We start from the raw sequence: 17,539 nt of genomic DNA, 5'->3' as shown, positions 1-17,539 counted from the left end.
CGCCCTCCCCCTTCGTCCTCGCTCACGCCAACGGCGGTCAGCCACTCTACGGCGTGGGCCCACGCCCCCCGTGAGGCGCCCTCGGCCCTGATAGACGCGGAGATCGGGCCCGGGGTTGCGCCCGGTCGGGGTGCGCGATGATGGGCGGGATCCACCTGCGTTTCACCGGAAGGTCTCCCCCATGGCACCCCGCATTCTGCTGGCCCGGCACGGACAGACCGCCTGGTCGCTGTCCGGAAAGCACACCGGGCGGACCGACGTGCCGCTCCTGGACGAGGGGCGGCGGGGCGCCGAGCTGCTCGGCGAACGCCTGCGCCGCGCCCCGTACGACGGGCTGCCCGGCGTGGAGGTGCGCACCAGCCCGCTGTCCCGCGCGCGGGAGACCTGCGAACTGGCCGGGTTCGGGGAGCGCGCCGAGACCTGGGACACACTCATGGAGTGGGACTACGGCGCCTACGAGGGGCTGACCCCGGGCGAGATACAGGCGCGCCGCCCCGGCTGGCTCATCTGGCGCGACGGCGTCCCCGAGGGCGGGGAGAGCCTGGCGGAGGTGACCGCCCGCGCGGACGAGGTGGTGGCCTGGGCGCGGTCCGCCGACCGGGACGTCATGGTCTTCGCCCACGGCCACATCCTGCGCTCGATCGGCGCGCGCTGGCTGGGGCTGCCCCTGGAGTTCGCGGCCCGCATCCGGCTCAACCCGACGTCCCTGTCCGTCCTGGGCTGGGCCTACGGGGAACCGGCCGTGGAGAGCTGGAACGATCAGGGGCACCTGGTGGCCTGAGCGTCGCGGGGCCCGCCCGGCGGCTTCGGGAGCCGCCGCGGGGCCGGCGGTCGCCCGGGAGGCGTCGCGAACCCTCGCGGGACCGCCGGCAGTCCGGGAGCCGCCGGGAGCCGTCGCGGGGCCGCCCGGTACCCGCACTGGGCCGGCGTCCGCACGCGCCGGCTTCCGCGGGCCGGGTCGGCGTCCGCACGCGCCGGTCTCGGCGGGCCGGGGGCGCGGGGGAGCCGGTGCCCGCGCCCCCGGCGGGGCCGGGTCCCGGTGTGCTCCGCGACGGTGTCGGCGTCCGTGGCGGGAGACACGTGGGGGAAGGCCCGGCAGGGTGGGTACGACGTGGGGCCGGCCCCCGTCACACCCCGCGCGGCAGGGAGGCGTGGCGGTCCAGGAAGGCCGAGACGCCCGAGGCGCGGCGGTGCGGGAGCAGGACGCGCGCCGTGCCGGCCAGCATGCTCTGCACCCGCGACGACTGCACCTCGTTCAGCAGGTCCAGCACGCGCATCCCGGCCGTGGCCGCCTCGTCGGGGCGTCCGCCGCGGGCCAGGTCGTCCGCCAGCTCCGCCGTGTAGAGCGCGATGTTGCGGGTGAAGTGCGGATCCTGCAGCTCGGCCGCGCGGCGGGCGTGGCGGGCGGCGCGCGGCCAGTCGCCCAGCATCGACCAGCACTGCGCCTCCAGACCCTCCAGCTCCGCCTCGCCGTAGAAGGTCATCCACTCCGGGTCGGCCTCCGAGGGGCCGCGCTCGAAGTACGCCTGGGCGCGGGCCAGCGCCTGCTCGCAGCCCGCCCGGTCGGCCAGTCCGGCCCAGCCGCCCGCCTCCCGCAGCGCGAGCAGCGACATCAGCCGCGGTGAGCCGAGCGGACGCGCGGCCCGCTGCGCCGCCTGCGCCGCGCGGACCGCCTCCCGGGGCCGGCCCGCGTCCCGGGCGAGGAACGCCGTGTTGCAGAACGCGTGGGCCTCCAGACCCGCGTCGCCGGTGACCCGGGCGGTCGCCAGCGCCTCCGCGTAGTGCGAGCGCGCGTCGTCGAAGCGGCCCGAGTCGTGCGCCAGCCAGCCGACCGAGATGGCCAGTTCGCCGGCGCCCGAGTACAGCCGCTCGGCCGTCCGCTGCCGGGACGTCCCGGCGTCGAGCAGGGCGTAGGCGGCACGCAGGGGCGCCGCGGCCCGCCGGTAGAGGCCGTCCGCCCCGTGCCGGTCGTCGAGCAGGCGGATCCTGCGGACGGCTTCCTCCAGGGCACCCGCGTCACTGGCCCCGGCACGGCGCACCGAGCGCTGTGCGGCCGAGGCGTCCCGGGCGAACCCGAGAGGGCCCAGCGAGGCGGCGGCCACCGTGGCGCCGCCGGTCATGAATGCGCGACGCAGCACGTCGCTCTCCTCGTAGTTGTCGTGCGTGTCGTACGGGTCCCGCGGCTCCCTATACGGATCCGGGGCCCCGCCGGTCTCACCGGTGTCACTCGTGGCGTCCGCCGGGCCCGGGAGGTGCGCCGTCGGGGACGGGTCCCCGCACTCGGCCTGCCGGGCCCCGCGACCGCGCACCGACGACCGGGGCGCGAAGCCCAGATCGGTCAGCGTGCGGCCGGGGAACATGTGCAGGAAGACCCGTTCATAGGCGTAGTTGGGACAGCGGATCTCGCCCGTCTCGACCCGGTGCACGTACCGCGCGTCACAGCTGACGCGCTCGCCGATCTCGTGGGCGGCACGCCGTACCGCCGCGGCGAACTCGCCCGGCGAGCGCGCTCCGCGCAGTTGCCGGAAGACGAGGTTCGGCCGTGCCGGCCGGTCGGAGTTGGACGAGGGCACCGATGACGACGCCATGGCCGGGTCCTCTCTGCGAACCGTCGAACCATGCCGGACACCGGGCGGAATCGATGGGTGTTCCGTCCTGTTTCCGGCGGGCAAGAACGTACCTGCTGTGACGGAGCCGGTACGCAGGGTTTGGCTACAAACCGGATATCTCATCCGCGATCCGCCATGAACTGCCATCCTTTGCGGCCAACTTCCGCCGTTGCCGTTGACGGCGTGGCGCGTTGAACCGCGTGGAACGGGAGACCGCCGACTCCCGACCCGCTCGTCCGACAGGGATTTCGTGTGGTGGAGGCGTGGGATGGCGACCAGCCGGAGCAGCGATCCTCGAAGAGGACCGGACCCGCTCGGTACGGCGCCCGGCGCGGGCGGCGCGGCGAGTGCGCCGGACCCGTCGTGCGACGTGGTGACGGTACCGGCCCGGCAGGGCCTGGAGGCGGTGGACATCCTGCGCCGCGGGGCCCGGGACGCGGTGGGACCGGTGCTGCACGACGACGGCGGCGGCACGTTGGGCTTCCTGGTGCCCCCGGGCACGGCGGCCGGGTGGGACGTCCCCGGCAGCACCTGCACGCAGACGGACGGCCACGGACTGCGGCTCGCGCCGGAACCCCCGGTGGAGGGCTCCGACTGGCTGCTGCCGCCCGGTGACGACCCGTCGACGGACCCCGCCACGGACCCGGCGCTGCTGCGGGCCGCCCTGGGCGAGGCCCAGCGCCTGATCGAGGCGGCGGACAGCTGCCGTTAGGCGGCGGGCCGACGGGGCGACGCGAGCCGCCCCGTGGGTCCGCCGCCTGCCGTATCTCGCTACCTCGCTACCTCGCGCCGCCTGCCCGCCGGGGCGCTTCCTCGGCCGCGGGCCCTGGTCGTCCCCGGGGCGGGCGGGCGCGGCGGACCTGACGGGCGTCGGCGACGGGCCCTTGGGACAATGCCGGAATGGCGAGGTCCAGGAACCCGGGGCGGCGGCAGACCGCGAGCGAGGCCGTCAGCGAGAGCGTCGACGGCGGGCTCGCCCGGCTCGTCCCCGACCGTGAGCGGCCGAGGGCCTGGACGCTGCTGATCGACGGGGCCCCGCAGTCGCACGTCGACCTGGACGACCCGGAGCACCTCTCCTTCGAGTACCAGCGCCGCTTCGGACACGTCGTCGACCTCGCCGCCCCGCCCGGCAAGCCGCTGCGCGCCGTGCACCTCGGCGGCGGCGCCTTCACCCTCGCCCGCTACGTCGCGGCCACCCGGCCACGCTCCACCCAGCAGGTCGTGGAACGGGACGCCGCCCTCGTCCGGCTGGTGCGCCGGGACCTGCCCCTGGACCCCGGGGCCCGCATCCGGGTGCGCTCGGTGGACGCCCGGGAAGGGCTCGCCAAGGTGCCCGACGGCTGGGCCGGGCTCGTCGTCACCGACGTGTTCAGCGGGACCCGCACGCCCGCCCACCTCACCTCGGTCGAGTTCCTCGACGAGGTCCGCCGCGCCCTCGCCCCCGGCGGGACCTACGCCGTCAACCTCGCCGACGGGCCGCCGCTGGCCCACCTGCGCGGCCAGATCGCCACGGCCGCCGCCCGGTTCGCCGAACTCGCCCTGATCGCCGACCCGGCCGTGCTGCGGGGCAAGCGTTTCGGCAACGCCGTCCTGGTCGCCTCCGACGCGCCGCTGCCGATCGCCGAACTCACCCGCCGTGCCGCGTCGGACCCGCACCCCGCCCGGGTCCAGCACGGCAGGGAACTCAGGGACTTCACCGGCGGGGCCCCCGTCGTGACCGACCTCGCGGCCGTCGCGTCGCCCGCCCCGCCCCCGTCCGTGTTCCACTGACCGGCCTGCGGGTCTTGCGGCTCATGCGGCTCATGCGGGCCATGCGGGCCGTGCCGCGGTACGGGTGGCGGGCACGGTACCGAATCGCGGTCGAATGGCGGTCGGAGGGCGCGTCGGAGCGGGCCTCGTAGAGCGATCGAGAAGTGGTCGGCGGATCCATCCCCACCGCGCCGTACGGCCGGTGAGCGCCGGCCTCCTCGTCGCGGCGCACGGCCGACGGCCGCCGGGCCCCCGCCCGCCGTCCGGTCAGTACGTGCCGATCTCCACGCGTGGCGGGCCGTCGTGCCAGGTGCAGAACACCGACACCCGGTCCGCGCCCGAACTGAACTCCACCCGGATCCACGACTCCGTCTTCCACACCTGCATCGACCAGCCGGGCCCGGGCGTCGCCGACACCAGGGACGCCGAGGCGGGGCCCAGGTCGAAGACCGCCCGGCCGCCGTCGGTGTCGTAGCCCCGGACCTGACCGGAGGTGGCCGGCGCCGGGTCGCCGGCCGGCGGTGGCGGCGTCGTGCGGTCGGGGTGCGGCGAAGAGGGGCGGGAGCTCTCCCGCGGGGTCGCCGACGGCTTCGCCCCGTCGGCCCCGTCGGCATCGTCCGCCTCGGGAGTTCGCGGAGCCGGCGGGTCGGACGGTCGCCGGGTGGAGGACGACACCGGGTTCGTGTCCTGCTCCGAGGCGCCCGCGACCGCGACGGGCAGGGCGCGTGGCGGGTCGTAGACCGTGCCCGCCATCACCGTGTGGACACCCCACCACGACAACGTGACCGCCGCGCCCGTGGCGAGCAGCCAGGCCAGTACGTGTACGAGTCCTCTGCGCATCGTCGGTCCATACTGCCCCACGCGCCCCACGGGTGTCCCGCCCGCGGGGCGGATCCGGAGTTGTCCACAGGCCCGCACCGGGCCTGCTCGCATGGCGTACGGTGCCGCCCATGGCAAGTGTTCTCGTGGTCGAGGACGACCAGTTCGTACGCTCGGCGCTCATCCGGCACCTGACCGATGCCGCGCACCTGGTGCGCAGTGTGGGCACGGCGCTGGAAGCGCTGCGCGAGGTCGCCCACTTCCGGTTCGACGTGGTCATCCTGGACCTCGGACTGCCCGATCTGGACGGCTCCGAGGCCCTGAAGATGCTGCGCGGGATCACGGACGTGCCGGTCATCGTCGCCACCGCCCGGGACGACGAGTCGGAGATCGTACGGCTGTTGAACGCCGGGGCGGACGACTACCTCACCAAGCCCTTCTCCGTGGAGCACCTCTCCGCGCGGATGGCCGCCGTGCTGCGCAGAGCCCGGTCCACCGCCGGAGAGGCGCCCTCCTCCACGGTCATCCGGGTCGGCGGCCTGACCGTCGACCCGCTGCGCCGCCAGGCCGAACTGGACGGGGTGCGACTCGACCTGACCCGGCGTGAGTTCGACCTGCTCGCCTTCCTCGCCGGGCGGCCCGGAGTCGTCGTGCCCCGTAAAGAGCTGCTCGCCGAGGTGTGGCAGCAGTCCTACGGCGACGACCAGACCATCGACGTCCACCTGTCGTGGCTGCGCCGCAAACTGGGGGAGACGGCGGCCCGGCCGCGTTACCTGCACACCCTGCGGGGCGTCGGCGTGAAGCTCGAACCGCCGGCCGCCGAAAGGCCGGTGGGCGGTGTCCCCGGGGCGGAGCCGCCACGATGAGATGGGCCCTGGTGAAGGTGTCGTTGGCGGTGACCGCGATGGTCGTCATCGCCTTCGCCGTGCCCCTCGGCCTCGTCATCCGGGAACTCGCCGCCGACCGGGCCTTCTCCCGGGCGGAGCGGGAGGCCGCCGCGGTCGCCCCCGCCCTGTCCATCACGACCGACCGCGAACAGCTCGAACGCGTCGTCGCCTCCGCCGGCACGGACGCCGCGATGGCCGTGCACGTCCCCCTCGGCGGCGGAGACGGCGAAGGCGGCGGAGGACGGGACGCGGGCGAGGGCGGGGGCGACGACGGCGAGGGGGCCGCGCTGCACATCGGGCGGCAGCGCGCCGCCGGGGCGGACATCGCCGCGGTACGGGACATGGGCCGGGCCTCCACCACCACGGTGGACGGCGGATTCGCCCTGCTCCAGCCGGTCGCCCTCAGCTCCGGCGAGATCGCCGTGGTCGAGGTCTACGTCCCGGAGGCGGAGGTCACCAACGGCGTGGCCACCGCCTGGGCGGTGCTCGCGGCCGTCGGCGTCGCCCTGATCCTCGGCTCGGTGGCCGTGGCCGACCGGCTCGGCGTCCGGATGGTGCGGCCCGCGCAGCGGCTGGTCGAAGGCGCCCACGAACTCGGGGAGGGCAAGCTCGGCGCACGTGTCCCCGAGGAAGGGCCGACCGAACTGCGGCTGGCCGCCGTCGCGTTCAACTCCATGGCCGACCAGGTCGTCCAGCTCCTCGCCAACGAGCGGGAACTGGCCGCCGACCTGTCCCACCGGCTGCGCACCCCGCTGACCGTGCTGCGGCTCAACGCCGCCTCCCTCGGCGACGGTCCGGCCGCCGACCAGACCCGCGCCGCGGTCGAGCAGCTGGAACGCGAGGTGGACACCATCATCCGCACCGCCCGGGACGCCAAGCCGCAGACCGCGGCGGCAGGCCCGGGCGCCGGCTGCGACGCCGCCGAGGTGGTCCGGGAGCGGATGGGATTCTGGTCCGCGCTCGCCGAGGACGAGGGCCGCAAGTGGCGCGTCGCCGGGGCCGACCGGCCGGTGCGCATCCCCGTCGCCCGCTCCGACCTGGCCGCCGCCCTCGACGCCCTGCTCGGCAACGTCTTCCGGCACACCGCGGAGGGCACCGCCTTCGCCGTCGACCTGCACAACGGGGAGGACGCCGTGATCGTGCTGGTCTCCGACGCCGGCCCCGGCATACCGGACCCCGAGGCGGCGATGGCCCGCGGCCGGGGCTCGGGCACCGACGGCTCCACCGGGCTCGGCCTGGACATCGTGCGCCGCCTCGCGGAGTCCACCGGCGGAGACGTGCGGATCGGCTCGTCGGTGCTCGGCGGCACCGAGGTGCGCGTCTGGATCCAGCTCGACGGCCGCGACGCGGCCCCACGGCGGAAGGGCCACCGCGGAGGCGTCCGCCGCCGGGGCCCCGGACGCCTGCTGCCCTCCCTCAACCGCTCGCCCGCACCGGCCGCGAAGGGACGGTGAGGAGTCCTGCGAGGGGACGGCGAGGCGCACGGCGAAGGGACGGTGAGGCGTCCTGCGCGCCGACGGTGAGACGCCCTGCGCGCGGACGGTGAGGCGCCCTGAGAAGGGACGGTGAGGCGGGGTCCCGGTCCGCCACCGGCGGCAACGGACAACGGGCTCCCCTTTCCGCACACCCCGGCACACCCGTGCCCGCGGTCCGCCCGGCAGGAAGGCGGACCGCGGGCACGCACGCGGGGCGCGGCGCTCCCCAAGGGCCTCTCGTGCGGATCAGGCCGGGCTCGCGGGCCCGGCACCGCGCCTCGCCGCGTTGTCGTCGGGCGGCAGGGCTCCACCCCGCCGCCCTCCTCCGCCGTGCGACGCACGGCACCGGACCCCGCTCCCTGATCCGGCCCGATCCGAACGAAGGACCCTAGGCCACCGCGACCGCACGCCCCCGTCCCGGAGTGGTCAGAGCTGCTCCGGGTCCGGCAGGACACCCGTCCGGGCCGCCCGGCCGTACCAGAGCGCACTCGACTTCGGGGTGCGCTGAAGCGTCGCGTAGTCGACGTACACCGCCCCGAAGCGCTTCTCGTAGCCGTACGCCCACTCGAAGTTGTCCAGCAGCGACCACAGGTAGTAGCCCCGCACGTCCGCGCCGTCGGCGAGGGCGCGGTGGACCGCCGAGAGGTGGCCGTGCAGGTAGGCCACCCGCTCCGGGTCGTGGACCGTACCGTCCGCCCCGGGCTTGTCGGGGTAGGCGGCGCCGTTCTCGCTGATGTAGAGCGGCAGGCCGGGAGCCTCCCGGGTGTAGCGCATGATCAGCTCGTGCAGGCCGGTCGGGTCGACGGTCCAGCCCATCTCGGTGCGCTCGCCCGGCGGCTGGTGGAAGGTCACGTCCCCGGCCCCCGGCCACGGCGAGTGCTCGCTCGCGCCGTGCCCGTCGGCGCGCGGGGCGGGGGAGGACGGGTCGGCCGCCGACACCAGGGTGGGCGTGTAGTAGTTGAGGCACAGCGCGTCCAGCGGCTGGTGGATCGTGTCGAGGTCGCCGTCCTCGATGCAGGACCAGTCGGTGAGCGAGGACGTCTCCTCGAGCAGCGTCTCCGGGTACGCGCCGTGCAGGATCGGGCCGTGGAAGATCCCACTGGCCAGATCGTCGATCTTGCGGGCCGCCGCCAGGTCCGCGGGCCGCTGGGTCAGCGGCCGGACGGCGGCGCTGTTGAGGCTGATCGCGACCGAGTTGCGGGCCGGCATCACCGCGCGCAGGGCCTTGGTGCCCAGGCCGTGCGCCAGGTTGAGGTGATGGGCGGCCCGCAGCGAGGCCGCGGCGTCGGTGCGGCCGGGCGCGTGCACGCCGGAGGCGTAGCCGAGGAAGGCGCTGCACCACGGCTCGTTGAGCGTGATCCACTGCTCGACGCGGTCACCGAGCGCCTCGCCGACGATCTGCGCGTACTCGGCGAACCGGTAGGCCGTGTCGCGCGCGGGCCAGCCGCCCGCGTCCTCCAGCTCCTGCGGGAGGTCCCAGTGGTAGAGGGTGACCGCCGGTGCGATGTCGTGCTCCAGCAGCTCGTCGACGAGCCGGCGGTAGAAGTCCAGCCCGCGCTGCACGGCCGGACCGCGCCCGGTCGGCTGCACCCGGGGCCAGGAGACGGAGAAGCGGTAGGCGGTCAGCCCCAGCTCCGCCATCAGCGCGACGTCCTCGCGGTAGCGGTGGTAGTGGTCGACGGCGACGTCACCGGTGTCGCCGCCGGCGACCCGGCCCGGGGTGTGACTGAAGGTGTCCCAGATGGACGGGGTCCGTCCGTCCTCGCGCACCGCACCCTCGATCTGGTACGCGGAGGTCGCGGCGCCCCAGAGGAAGACGGAAGGAAAGGCAGCCGGGGTCACCGGCGTTGCGGGGTCAGGCATGGAAGCGCTCCCATTGGTGGTCGTGGAGGACCGACGAGTCAGCGGACGGGGAAAACGGACGAGAACGTGGAGAGGCGGTACGGGGGCGAAGGACGGAGGACCGGCGGGAAGGGGGACGGGGAAGCGGGACAGGGAAGGGGAGACGGGGCCGTTGCCGGCGGCGCCGTCAGCCCTTCACGGCGCCCTGCATGATGCCGCCCACGATCTGCTTGCCGAAGATCGCGAAGACGATCAGCAGCGGCAGCGTGCCCAGCAGCGCACCCGCCATGATCAGGGACTGGTCCGGGGTGTAGCCGCGGCCGAGGGCCGCCACCGCGACCTGCACGGTCGGGTTGCCGTGCTGGGTCAGCACCAGGAACGGCCACAGGAAGTCGTTCCACGTCTGCACGAACATCAGCATGCCCAGCACCGCCATCGCGGGCCGCGCCGCCGGGAACACCACGTGCCACACCACGCGCCAGCTGCTCGCGCCGTCCACCCGGGCCGCCTCGATGATCTCGTCCGGCAGCGCCTGGATCAGGTACTGCCGCATGAAGAACACACCGAACGCGCTGACCAGCGACGGGAAGATGACGGCCTGCAGCTGGTCGGTCCAGTCCAGCTTGGCGACCATCATGTACAGCGGGATGATGCTGAGCTGCGGCGGCACCATCATCGTGCCGATGACGATCAGCATCATCGCGCCCCGGCCCCGGAAGCGCAGCTTGGCGAAGGCGAACCCGGCGATCGTCGACAGCACGACGATGGTCACCGCCGAGATGCCCGCCACGATCGTGGTGTTGAGGAAGGCCTCACCCAGGTTGGCCTCGGTCCAGGCGATCTCCAGGTTCTTGAACAGGTTGGAGCCGAACCAGAAGGGCGGCGGGGTCTGCGCCAGCCGCTGGTTGTCCCGCGAGGCGGCGATCGCCGTCCACACCAGGGGGAACAGCGACACCAGGGTGAACACGACCAGGATCGCGTAGGCGATCGGACCGCCGTGCAGCGTGCCGCCGGCACGGGCGGACTTCGGCAGGCGCGAGCGCTTCTGCTCCTTCGCCACGGGTGAGGTCTCGGGGGGCGTCACAGTCGTCGTCACGGCCACACCTCCTTAACTGCTGGCGCGCAGCCGGCGCGAGATGACGTAGTTGATGATGCCGATGACGATCAGGATCGCGAACATCGTCCAGGCGATCGCCGAGGCCCGGCCCAGGTGCTGGTTCACCCAGCCCTGCTCGTAGAGGTACAGGCCGAGCGTCTGGAACTGGTGCTCCGCGCCGCCGGACGCGCCCTTGTTGGCGTCGAACAGCAGCGGCTCGCCGAAGACCTGGCTGGCGCCGATCGTGGAGACGACCACGGTGAACAGAATCGTCGGGCGCAGCGAGGGCAGCGTCACGTGGAAGAACTGCTGCCACCGGTTGGCGCCGTCCAGCGCCGCCGACTCGTACAGGTCCTGCGGGATCGCCTGCATCGCGGCCAGGTAGATCAGCGCGTTGTAGCCGGTCCAGCGCCAGATGATGATCGTGGAGACGGCGAACTGCGAGGGCCACTTGTCGCCCTGCCAGTCCACCGGGTCGATCCCGACGAGGTCCAGGCCCCAGTTGATCATGCCGTAGTCACGCCCGAAGAGGAGCACGAACACCAGGGAGGCGGCGGCGATCGAGGTGGCGTACGGGGCGAGCATCGCGACCCGGTAGAAGGTCGAGGCGCGCAGCTTGTAGTTGAGGATGTGGGCGATGCCCATGGCCATCATCAGCTGCGGGACGGTGGAGATGATGCCGATGGTCAGCGTGTTCCGCGCCGCGTTCCAGAAGAAGTCGTCGTCGAAGATCCGGGTGTAGTTGCGCAGGCCCACCCAGTTCATGTCGGTGGGGGCGGTCAGCTCCACCTGGTGCAGCGAGGCCCAGCCGGTGTAGATCAGCGGGAACAGGCCGAAGGCGGCGAACAGCAGGAAGAACGGGGCGACGAACGCGTACGGGCTCCAGCGCTGGTCGCGCTGCCAGCGCCGGGAGAGCCGGTTGCGGCGCCGTTGTTCCTTGTCGACCGGCGCGGAGGGCTTGCGCTTGCGCGGACGGCCCGGGGCCGCGCCCCCCTTGACGGGGGACGCGGCGGTGTCGGAGCGGGTGGCCATGCCGGTCACTTGTCCAGGTTGTTGTCGATGGTCTTGGTGGCCGTCTCCCAGGCCTCCTCGGCGGACTTGCCCTTGGTCACGAGGATCACGCCGTTGTCACCCAGGCCCTGGCCGATGATCTGGTCCTTCGGGCCGATGACCTGGACCGGGATCTGCTTCGCGGCCTCGGCGAAGATCTCACCGATGGGGGCGTCACCCGTCATGTCGTTCTTGGCGCCGGTGACCGCCGGGCTGTCGTAGGCGCTCTGCGCGCTCGGGAAGCTGCCCTGCACCTCGAACAGCTTGGCCTGCTGCTCCGGCGCGGTCAGCCAGGCGACGAGCTTCTTGGCCTCGTCGACGTTCTTGCCGCTCTTGGGCACGGTCAGGAAGGAGCCGCCCCAGTTGCCGGACTTGGGCGCCACGGCGACGTCCCACTTGCCGGCCGCGTCGGGCTGCGACTTGCCCTTGATGTAACCGAGCATCCACGGCGGGCAGGAGATCGCGGCGAACTTGTTGTTGGCGATCGTCTGGTCCCAGGCGGGCTGGAACTGGGTCTGGGCGCCGACCAGTCCCTCCTCGGCGGCCTTCGCGGTCAGGTCGAAGGCGTTCTTCACGGCCGGGTTGGTCTTGTAGATGATCTCGCCGGACTTGTCGTAGAAGCGCTCCTCCTCACTGCTGAGGATGGCGTTGAGCAGGCCGCCGGGGGAGTCCATGAAGGTGGTGCCCTTGGGCGCCTTCTTCTGGTAGTCCTCGCCGACCTCGACCAGCTTCGCCCAGTCGCCGGCCCACAGCTTGCCGACCTCCTCGCGGTCGGTGGGCAGGCCCGCCTTTTCGAAGAGGTCCTTGCGGTAGCAGATCGCCATCGGGCCGATGTCGGTGCCGAGGCCGATGGTCGCGCCGTCCTTGGTGGTGGCCTGCTCCCACTTCCACTCGAGCCAGTCGGCCTTCTTCACGCCCGGCGCCTTGGAGAGGTCCTCCAGCTTGTCCGCCTGGGTGGCGACGATCTCCGCGATGTTGCCGACCTCGACGGCCTGGACGTCCTGCAGACCGCTGTTGGTGGTGAGGTGGTTGAGCAGCGCGGGGTAGTAGTTCTCGTTCCGCTCGATCACGTTCTCCGCGATCTTGATGCCGGGGTTCTGCTTCTCGTACTCGGCGTACAGGCCGGCTTCCTTGAAGCCCATGGTGCCGAACAGGCCCAGGGTGATCGTGGTCTTGCCCTTGCCCGACGAGGAGCCGGAGTCGCCGTCTCCGCCGTCGTCGGCGCAGCCGGCCAGCAGCCCGGCGCCGAGCGACACCACGGCCGCGACGGTCACGGCCCGGCGGACCCCGGGCCTGCCCCCGCTCGAGCGCAGCCGAGTGTGGGGGAGGGTACGTGCTCGCATTGCGTCCTCCTGTTGCCCTGACGTGCCGACCCCCCGGCCGACGGCGTTGTCGGTCCCGTTGTTGCGTGCTGCGGCTCGGGCGGGGAACGTGCGGGTTGTGTATGTGTCAGGTAGTGTGGGAGCGCTCCCACAAGTGATGTGTTGAAGAGTCCCGGCTCGGGACGGGGGTGTCAAGGGAGCGGACGCGGTGAGACGCGTTCAGTTATCGGGCTGTTAACTGGAGCGGCCCGGGACCCCGTTGAGGGTCCCGCCGGCCCCCGGGGGGTCCCGCGACGACGGTCACGCAGCGGCTTCGCCCGCCTACGGGGCTGTTAGATTCCAGGCCGGGGAGACACACGACGGAAGGCGGGGCCCGATGGCAAGCCACGGAGCGCGGGGCCGGAGCGGCGGCCGGCCCACCCTCGAAGAGGTGGCGGCGCGCGCCGGTGTCGGCCGGGGCACGGTCTCCCGGGTGATCAACGGCTCGCCCCGGGTCAGCGACGCCACCCGCGCCGCCGTCGAGGCCGCCGTCGCGGAACTGGGCTACGTGCCGAACACCGCGGCCCGCGCCCTGGCCGCCAACCGCACCGACGCCATCGCGCTCGTGGTGCCCGAACCGGAGACGCGGTTCTTCGCCGAGCCGTACTTCTCCGACATGCTGCGCGGGGTCGGCGCCGCCCTCGCGGACACCGAGCTGCAGCTGCTGCTGATCTTCGCGGGCAGCGACCGGGAGCGGCAGCGGCTCGCCCAGTACCTGGCCGCCCACCGGGTCGACGGGGTGCTGCTGGTGTCGGTGCACGCCGACGACCCGCTGCCCGACATGCTGTCCCAGCTGGAGATCCCGGCCGTGATCAGCGGCCCGCGGTCCGCCGCCGAGACGCTGACCTCGGTGGACTCCGACAACTACGGCGGCGCCCGGCAGGCCGTGGAGCACCTGATCGGCCGGGGCCGGCGGACCATAGCCCACATCACCGGCCGCCTCGACGTCTACGGCGCCCAGCGCCGCATCGACGGCTACCGGGACGCGCTGCGCGAGGCGGGCCACCCGGCGGACGAGCTGCTGGTGGAGGCGGGTGACTTCTCCGAGGACGGCGGCCGGCGCGCCATGGCGGCGCTGCTGGAACGCCGTCCCGACCTGGACGCGGTGTTCGCGGCCTCCGACGTGACCGCGGCGGGCGCCCGCCAGGCCCTGCGCGAGGCCGGCCGCCGCATCCCGGACGACGTGGCCCTGGTCGGCTACGACGACTCCGCCATCGCCCGCCATCTGCACCCGCCGCTCACCAGTGTGCGCCAGCCCATCGAGGAGATGGGCCGCGCCATGATCGATCTGCTGCTGGCCGAGATAGCCGACCGGCGTCCTGCCGTCGCCCGCGGTGCGGAACGGCGCCACGTGGTGCTCGCCACCGAACTGGTGCCGCGCTCCTCCACCTGAAACGTGAAGCGGCTCCGCCGGGGCGGCTCCGGGCCGGCCGTGCGCCGGTCCGCGGACGGCCCCTGAAGCACGGTCAGCCGGTGACGCGACGTCACCCGGTCCGTGTCCCGGTCAGGGCCCGTGTTCCCCAGCCGATCCGCAATGGCCGATCCGCGATCCCACGGGATCCGCACACGATCAAGGGCCGACCCGTTCCTCCAGGTCGGCCCTTGATCGTTCAGGGTGAGTGACGGGACTTGAACCCGCGACATCCTGGACCACAACCAGGTGCTCTACCAGCTGAGCTACACCCACCACGGCTGTCGGTCGGAAGTGGTGTCCTTCCCGACCGGCCGAGAAAGAGTCTACAGGGTCTTCGGGGGTGCTCGCGCCAGGGTTCGCTCCGGGGCCGGGTAACGCCCCTCACACGCTACTGACCAGGCAGGACGTGCTTCGCCGCGATCTTCCGCGAGGTCTCCGAGTCCGGGCCGGGCTGGGGGACGAACACGGCCTCGCGGTAGTAGCGCAGTTCCGCGATGGACTCGCGGATGTCGGCGAGGGCGCGGTGGTTGCCGTTCTTCTCGGGGCTGTTGAAGTACGCCCGCGGGTACCAGCGCCGGGCCAGCTCCTTGACGCTGGACACGTCGACGATCCGGTAGTGCAGGTAGTCCTCCAGCGTCGGCATGTCGCGCAGCAGGAACCCCCGGTCGGTGCCCACGGAGTTGCCGCACAGCGGTGCCTTGCCGGGTTCCTTGACGTGTTCCCGGACGTAGGCGAGGACCTGCTCCTCGGCGTCCTGCAGGGTCGTGCCGCCGGACAGTTCGTCGAGCAGCCCCGACGCGGTGTGCATGGTGCGCACCACCTCCGGCATCGTCTCCAGGGCCCGTTCCGGCGGGCGGATGACGATGTCGACGCCCTCGCCGAGGATGTTCAGCTCGGAGTCGGTCACGAGGGCGGCCACCTCGATGAGCGCGTCGTCCGACAGCGAGAGGCCGGTCATCTCGCAGTCGATCCACACCATGCGATCGTTCATGCCCCAACCCTACGGGCAGCGCGGGCCCGGGGGACCGGCCGGTTCCGCCTCCGTCGCGGGGAGACCGGCCGCGCCCGCACCGCCCGGTGGCGCACCGCTGCGGGGGTCTCACCGGGAGTGGTCACCACCGGCCGGGTGTCCCGCCCGGACACGCGGGAGGGGCCGGAGGCGCGATGCCTCCGACCCCTCCCCGGGGCGCCGGGCCCCTGCCTCATGTCACGCCCGGCCGCCCCGCGCGCGGCTCCTGCCGCTCACGTCGCGCTCCGCTGCCCGGGCACGCTCGCCCGGGTCGGCACGTACGCCTCCCGGGCGCCCTCCGCCGAGGCCGCCAGCCCGAGGGCGCCGGCCGCCGCGGTCCGCCGGGACTGGTGGGGCACCGACCCCTCCGGAGGCAGGCCGACGGAGGCCGGCTGGCCCGGATGGTGGCCGGGGTGGCTCGCCTGCCCCGGCGGCACACCGCCCGGCACGTGCGCGCCGGTGTCCTGGCCGCGGTCCCGCTCGGCCTGCGGCCGCCGGGCCCGGTACGCCGCCCGGTACGCGGCTGGGGAGGAACCCAGCTGGCGCCGGAAGTGACCGCGCAGCGCGACCGGCGAACGGAAGCCGCAACGGCCGGCGACCTCGTCCACCGAGTAGTCCGACGTCTCCAGCAGCCGCTGCGCCTGCAGCACCCGCTGGGTGATCAGCCACTGCAGCGGCGCGCTCCCGGTCAGCGAACGGAAGCGGCGGTCGAACGTACGGCGGCTCATGTACGCGCGGGCCGCCAGCGTCTCCACGTCGAACTGCTCGTGGAGGTGCTCCAGCGCCCAGGCGACGACCTCGGCGAGCGGGTCGGCGCCGATCTCCTCCGGTAAAGACCTGTCGAGGTAGCGCTCCTGACCGCCGGTCCGGCGCGGCGGGACCACCAGGCGGCGGGCCAGGGCCCCGGCCGCCTCGTTTCCGTGGTCCGTGCGCACGATGTGCAGGCACAGGTCGATGCCGGCCGCGGTGCCCGCCGACGTCAGCACGTCCCCGTCGTCCACGAAGAGTTCCCGCGGGTCGACGTGCACCGACGGATAGCGTTTCGCCAGCGTCGGCGCGTACATCCAATGCGTGGTCGCGGGCCTGCTGTCCAGCAGGCCCGCCGCCGCGAGCACGAAGGCGCCGGTGCACAGCCCGACGATCCTGGCGCCCTCCTCGTGGGCCCGGCGCAGCGCGTCGAGCGCCGCGTCGGGCGGTGGTGAGGTGATCGAACGCCAGGCCGGCACCACGACGGTGCCCGCCCGGGAGATCGCCTCCAGGCCATGTGGCGCGGTGAGTTCCATGCCCCCTGTGGTCCGCAGCGGGCCGTCCTCGCCTCCGCACACCAACAGGCGGTAGCGCGGTACGCCGGCGTCCTGGCGGTCAACCCCGAACACCGACAACGGAATGGAACTCTCGAAGATGGGGCCGCCGCTGAACAGCAGCACCGCGACGATCTCCTTGCGGCGGCGTCCGGCGAGTTTCCGGCCCGCAGTGTCCTGCGTGGCAGTGGAGTCGTGGCTCATACTGCTAAGCCCCCCTCGGTGGTCGCGGCTCCTCGGTCGTGTCGCTCCTGCACGTTTCCCCTCGGTCCTGCACGAGTCCCCCGCCGTAGACAGTCAAGATCGAATCTACTGTGTCCGGTCGTGCGCCGGTGGCCGGTTCGGCACCCGGTGCATTGTCGACTTGGCAACTTGGCGTGAAGCATTCGATCACGAAGCGTTGCACTCGGGGAGGGTGTCGGGAAGTGCGCCTCGTCGCGGTGGCCAATCCCTGTGGGGTGCGCGTGTCCCCCCGGACCCCTTCCGTGCAGGTCAAACGGGGGTTGGGGGGTGGTCGGGGCGAGGGGTGCGCCGGTACCGGAAGTTGGCTGAAAAGCTACGGCCGCGTGCATGGAAACCGGTCAGCCGACCGGTGATTCCACGCCGCCCCGGCGTCACCCCCGGTGGGCTCCGCCGCCGTGCCGGTGACGTCGGCCACGACGTCCCGGGCGGCCGGTCGCGGCCACCCGCCCGGAGCGGCGGATCAGCAGGTGGGCGGCGCCCGCCACGGCCCCCAGGCCCGCCGCGGTGCCCACCGCGTCGGCCGCGGGGAAACCGCACCACAGCAGGACCGTGCAGGTCAGGACGGAGCCGAAGGCCGACCAGCGGGCCAGCTCGCCGGCCGCGTCCGGGCCCGGCGTGGTCGGGCGGGCCGGGGTGCGGGCGGGGACGGGTCCGGTCATGGCGTGCTCCCTCGGGGCGCGGTTC

General features: G+C 73.5%; 15 protein-coding genes and 1 tRNA gene. 6 read left to right on the top strand and 10 right to left on the bottom strand.

The window, feature by feature from the left end; translation table 11 throughout:
* Positions 1-181 precede the first annotated feature (181 nt).
* Entirely contained in the window at positions 182-781 is a 600-nt protein-coding gene (locus AB0F01_RS05305; RefSeq protein WP_362090071.1) for a histidine phosphatase family protein, read from the top strand.
* Between the two features lie 346 nt (positions 782-1,127).
* Here the strand turns inward: AB0F01_RS05305 and AB0F01_RS05300 are convergent, their stop codons facing one another.
* Positions 1,128-2,588: a hypothetical protein gene (locus tag AB0F01_RS05300; protein WP_362090069.1), complete on the bottom strand. Its 1,461-nt coding sequence runs from the start codon at positions 2,586-2,588 to the stop codon at positions 1,128-1,130.
* Between the two features lie 289 nt (positions 2,589-2,877).
* On the opposite strand from AB0F01_RS05300, the gene AB0F01_RS05295 reads away from it, so the two are divergent.
* The gene (locus tag AB0F01_RS05295) at positions 2,878-3,321 is read left to right on the top strand and encodes a hypothetical protein (RefSeq protein ID WP_362090068.1); all 444 of its coding nucleotides are present in this window, start codon (positions 2,878-2,880) and stop codon (positions 3,319-3,321) included.
* Between the two features lie 188 nt (positions 3,322-3,509).
* The gene (locus AB0F01_RS05290; protein ID WP_362090066.1) at positions 3,510-4,379 is read left to right on the top strand and encodes a fused MFS/spermidine synthase; all 870 of its coding nucleotides are present in this window, start codon (positions 3,510-3,512) and stop codon (positions 4,377-4,379) included.
* Positions 4,380-4,625: 246 nt separating this feature from the next.
* Here the strand turns inward: AB0F01_RS05290 and AB0F01_RS05285 are convergent, their stop codons facing one another.
* Entirely contained in the window at positions 4,626-5,198 is a 573-nt protein-coding gene (locus AB0F01_RS05285) for a hypothetical protein (RefSeq protein ID WP_362090065.1), read from the bottom strand.
* 110 nt (positions 5,199-5,308) lie between these two features.
* On the opposite strand from AB0F01_RS05285, the gene AB0F01_RS05280 reads away from it, so the two are divergent.
* Positions 5,309-6,043, top strand: a complete 735-nt coding sequence (locus AB0F01_RS05280) for a response regulator transcription factor (RefSeq protein WP_362090063.1) — start codon at positions 5,309-5,311, stop codon at positions 6,041-6,043.
* On the top strand, positions 6,040-7,518 hold the full coding sequence (locus AB0F01_RS05275; protein WP_362090062.1) for a HAMP domain-containing sensor histidine kinase: 1,479 nt from the start codon (positions 6,040-6,042) through the stop codon (positions 7,516-7,518). Before AB0F01_RS05280 ends, AB0F01_RS05275 begins: the two co-directional genes overlap by 4 nt.
* Positions 7,519-7,965: 447 nt before the next feature.
* Here the strand turns inward: AB0F01_RS05275 and AB0F01_RS05270 are convergent, their stop codons facing one another.
* The 4 genes from AB0F01_RS05270 to AB0F01_RS05255 all read right to left on the bottom strand — a co-directional run bounded on the left by AB0F01_RS05270 (position 7,966) and on the right by AB0F01_RS05255 (position 12,870).
* Positions 7,966-9,402 (bottom strand): GH1 family beta-glucosidase, encoded by a 1,437-nt coding sequence (locus AB0F01_RS05270; protein ID WP_362090060.1) that lies wholly within the window; start codon positions 9,400-9,402, stop codon positions 7,966-7,968.
* 166 nt (positions 9,403-9,568) lie between these two features.
* Complete coding sequence (locus AB0F01_RS05265) at positions 9,569-10,477, bottom strand: carbohydrate ABC transporter permease (RefSeq protein WP_362090058.1); 909 nt, start codon at positions 10,475-10,477, stop codon at positions 9,569-9,571.
* 12 nt (positions 10,478-10,489) lie between these two features.
* Positions 10,490-11,509, bottom strand: coding sequence for a sugar ABC transporter permease (locus AB0F01_RS05260; RefSeq protein ID WP_362090250.1), 1,020 nt, complete (start codon positions 11,507-11,509; stop codon positions 10,490-10,492).
* A 5-nt stretch (positions 11,510-11,514) separates the two neighbouring features.
* Complete coding sequence (locus tag AB0F01_RS05255) at positions 11,515-12,870, bottom strand: extracellular solute-binding protein (protein ID WP_362090056.1); 1,356 nt, start codon at positions 12,868-12,870, stop codon at positions 11,515-11,517.
* Positions 12,871-13,225: 355 nt separating this feature from the next.
* On the opposite strand from AB0F01_RS05255, the gene AB0F01_RS05250 reads away from it, so the two are divergent.
* On the top strand, positions 13,226-14,281 hold the full coding sequence (locus AB0F01_RS05250) for a LacI family DNA-binding transcriptional regulator (protein WP_362090054.1): 1,056 nt from the start codon (positions 13,226-13,228) through the stop codon (positions 14,279-14,281).
* A gap of 221 nt (positions 14,282-14,502) precedes the next feature.
* Here AB0F01_RS05250 and AB0F01_RS05245 read toward each other — a convergent pair.
* From AB0F01_RS05245 to AB0F01_RS05230, 4 genes are all read right to left on the bottom strand, one after another.
* Positions 14,503-14,575, bottom strand: a tRNA-His gene (locus AB0F01_RS05245).
* 115 nt (positions 14,576-14,690) lie between these two features.
* The gene (gene orn / locus AB0F01_RS05240) at positions 14,691-15,293 is read right to left on the bottom strand and encodes an oligoribonuclease (protein WP_362090052.1); all 603 of its coding nucleotides are present in this window, start codon (positions 15,291-15,293) and stop codon (positions 14,691-14,693) included.
* A gap of 251 nt (positions 15,294-15,544) precedes the next feature.
* Positions 15,545-16,816 carry a helix-turn-helix domain-containing protein gene (locus tag AB0F01_RS05235; RefSeq protein ID WP_362090050.1) on the bottom strand — a complete coding sequence of 424 codons (1,272 nt, stop codon included), beginning with the start codon at positions 16,814-16,816 and terminating at the stop codon, positions 15,545-15,547.
* 410 nt (positions 16,817-17,226) lie between these two features.
* On the bottom strand, positions 17,227-17,514 hold the full coding sequence (locus AB0F01_RS05230; RefSeq protein WP_362090048.1) for a hypothetical protein: 288 nt from the start codon (positions 17,512-17,514) through the stop codon (positions 17,227-17,229).
* Between the last annotated feature and the right edge of the window lie 25 nt (positions 17,515-17,539).

The sequence above is a fragment of the Streptomyces sp. NPDC029526 genome (assembly GCF_040637405.1).
Lineage (GTDB): Bacteria > Actinomycetota > Actinomycetes > Streptomycetales > Streptomycetaceae > Streptomyces.
This window is presented reverse-complemented; position numbering and strand designations above follow the sequence as displayed.

Excerpts from the sequence above, each read along its gene's own strand:
- orn (WP_362090052.1), bottom strand. The coding sequence starts at position 15,293 with ATGAACGATCGCATGGTGTGGATCGACTGCGAGATGACCGGCCTCTCG.
- AB0F01_RS05230 (WP_362090048.1), bottom strand. The coding sequence starts at position 17,514 with ATGACCGGACCCGTCCCCGCCCGCACCCCGGCCCGCCCGACCACGCCG.
- AB0F01_RS05295 (WP_362090068.1), top strand. The coding sequence starts at position 2,878 with ATGGCGACCAGCCGGAGCAGCGATCCTCGAAGAGGACCGGACCCGCTC.
- AB0F01_RS05260 (WP_362090250.1), bottom strand. The coding sequence starts at position 11,509 with ATGGCCACCCGCTCCGACACCGCCGCGTCCCCCGTCAAGGGGGGCGCG.
- AB0F01_RS05270 (WP_362090060.1), bottom strand. The coding sequence starts at position 9,402 with ATGCCTGACCCCGCAACGCCGGTGACCCCGGCTGCCTTTCCTTCCGTC.
- AB0F01_RS05255 (WP_362090056.1), bottom strand. The coding sequence starts at position 12,870 with ATGCGAGCACGTACCCTCCCCCACACTCGGCTGCGCTCGAGCGGGGGC.
- AB0F01_RS05250 (WP_362090054.1), top strand. The coding sequence starts at position 13,226 with ATGGCAAGCCACGGAGCGCGGGGCCGGAGCGGCGGCCGGCCCACCCTC.
- AB0F01_RS05290 (WP_362090066.1), top strand. The coding sequence starts at position 3,510 with ATGGCGAGGTCCAGGAACCCGGGGCGGCGGCAGACCGCGAGCGAGGCC.
- AB0F01_RS05300 (WP_362090069.1), bottom strand. The coding sequence starts at position 2,588 with ATGGCGTCGTCATCGGTGCCCTCGTCCAACTCCGACCGGCCGGCACGG.
- AB0F01_RS05275 (WP_362090062.1), top strand. The coding sequence starts at position 6,040 with ATGAGATGGGCCCTGGTGAAGGTGTCGTTGGCGGTGACCGCGATGGTC.
- AB0F01_RS05280 (WP_362090063.1), top strand. The coding sequence starts at position 5,309 with ATGGCAAGTGTTCTCGTGGTCGAGGACGACCAGTTCGTACGCTCGGCG.
- AB0F01_RS05285 (WP_362090065.1), bottom strand. The coding sequence starts at position 5,198 with ATGCGCAGAGGACTCGTACACGTACTGGCCTGGCTGCTCGCCACGGGC.
- AB0F01_RS05235 (WP_362090050.1), bottom strand. The coding sequence starts at position 16,816 with ATGAGCCACGACTCCACTGCCACGCAGGACACTGCGGGCCGGAAACTC.
- AB0F01_RS05305 (WP_362090071.1), top strand. The coding sequence starts at position 182 with ATGGCACCCCGCATTCTGCTGGCCCGGCACGGACAGACCGCCTGGTCG.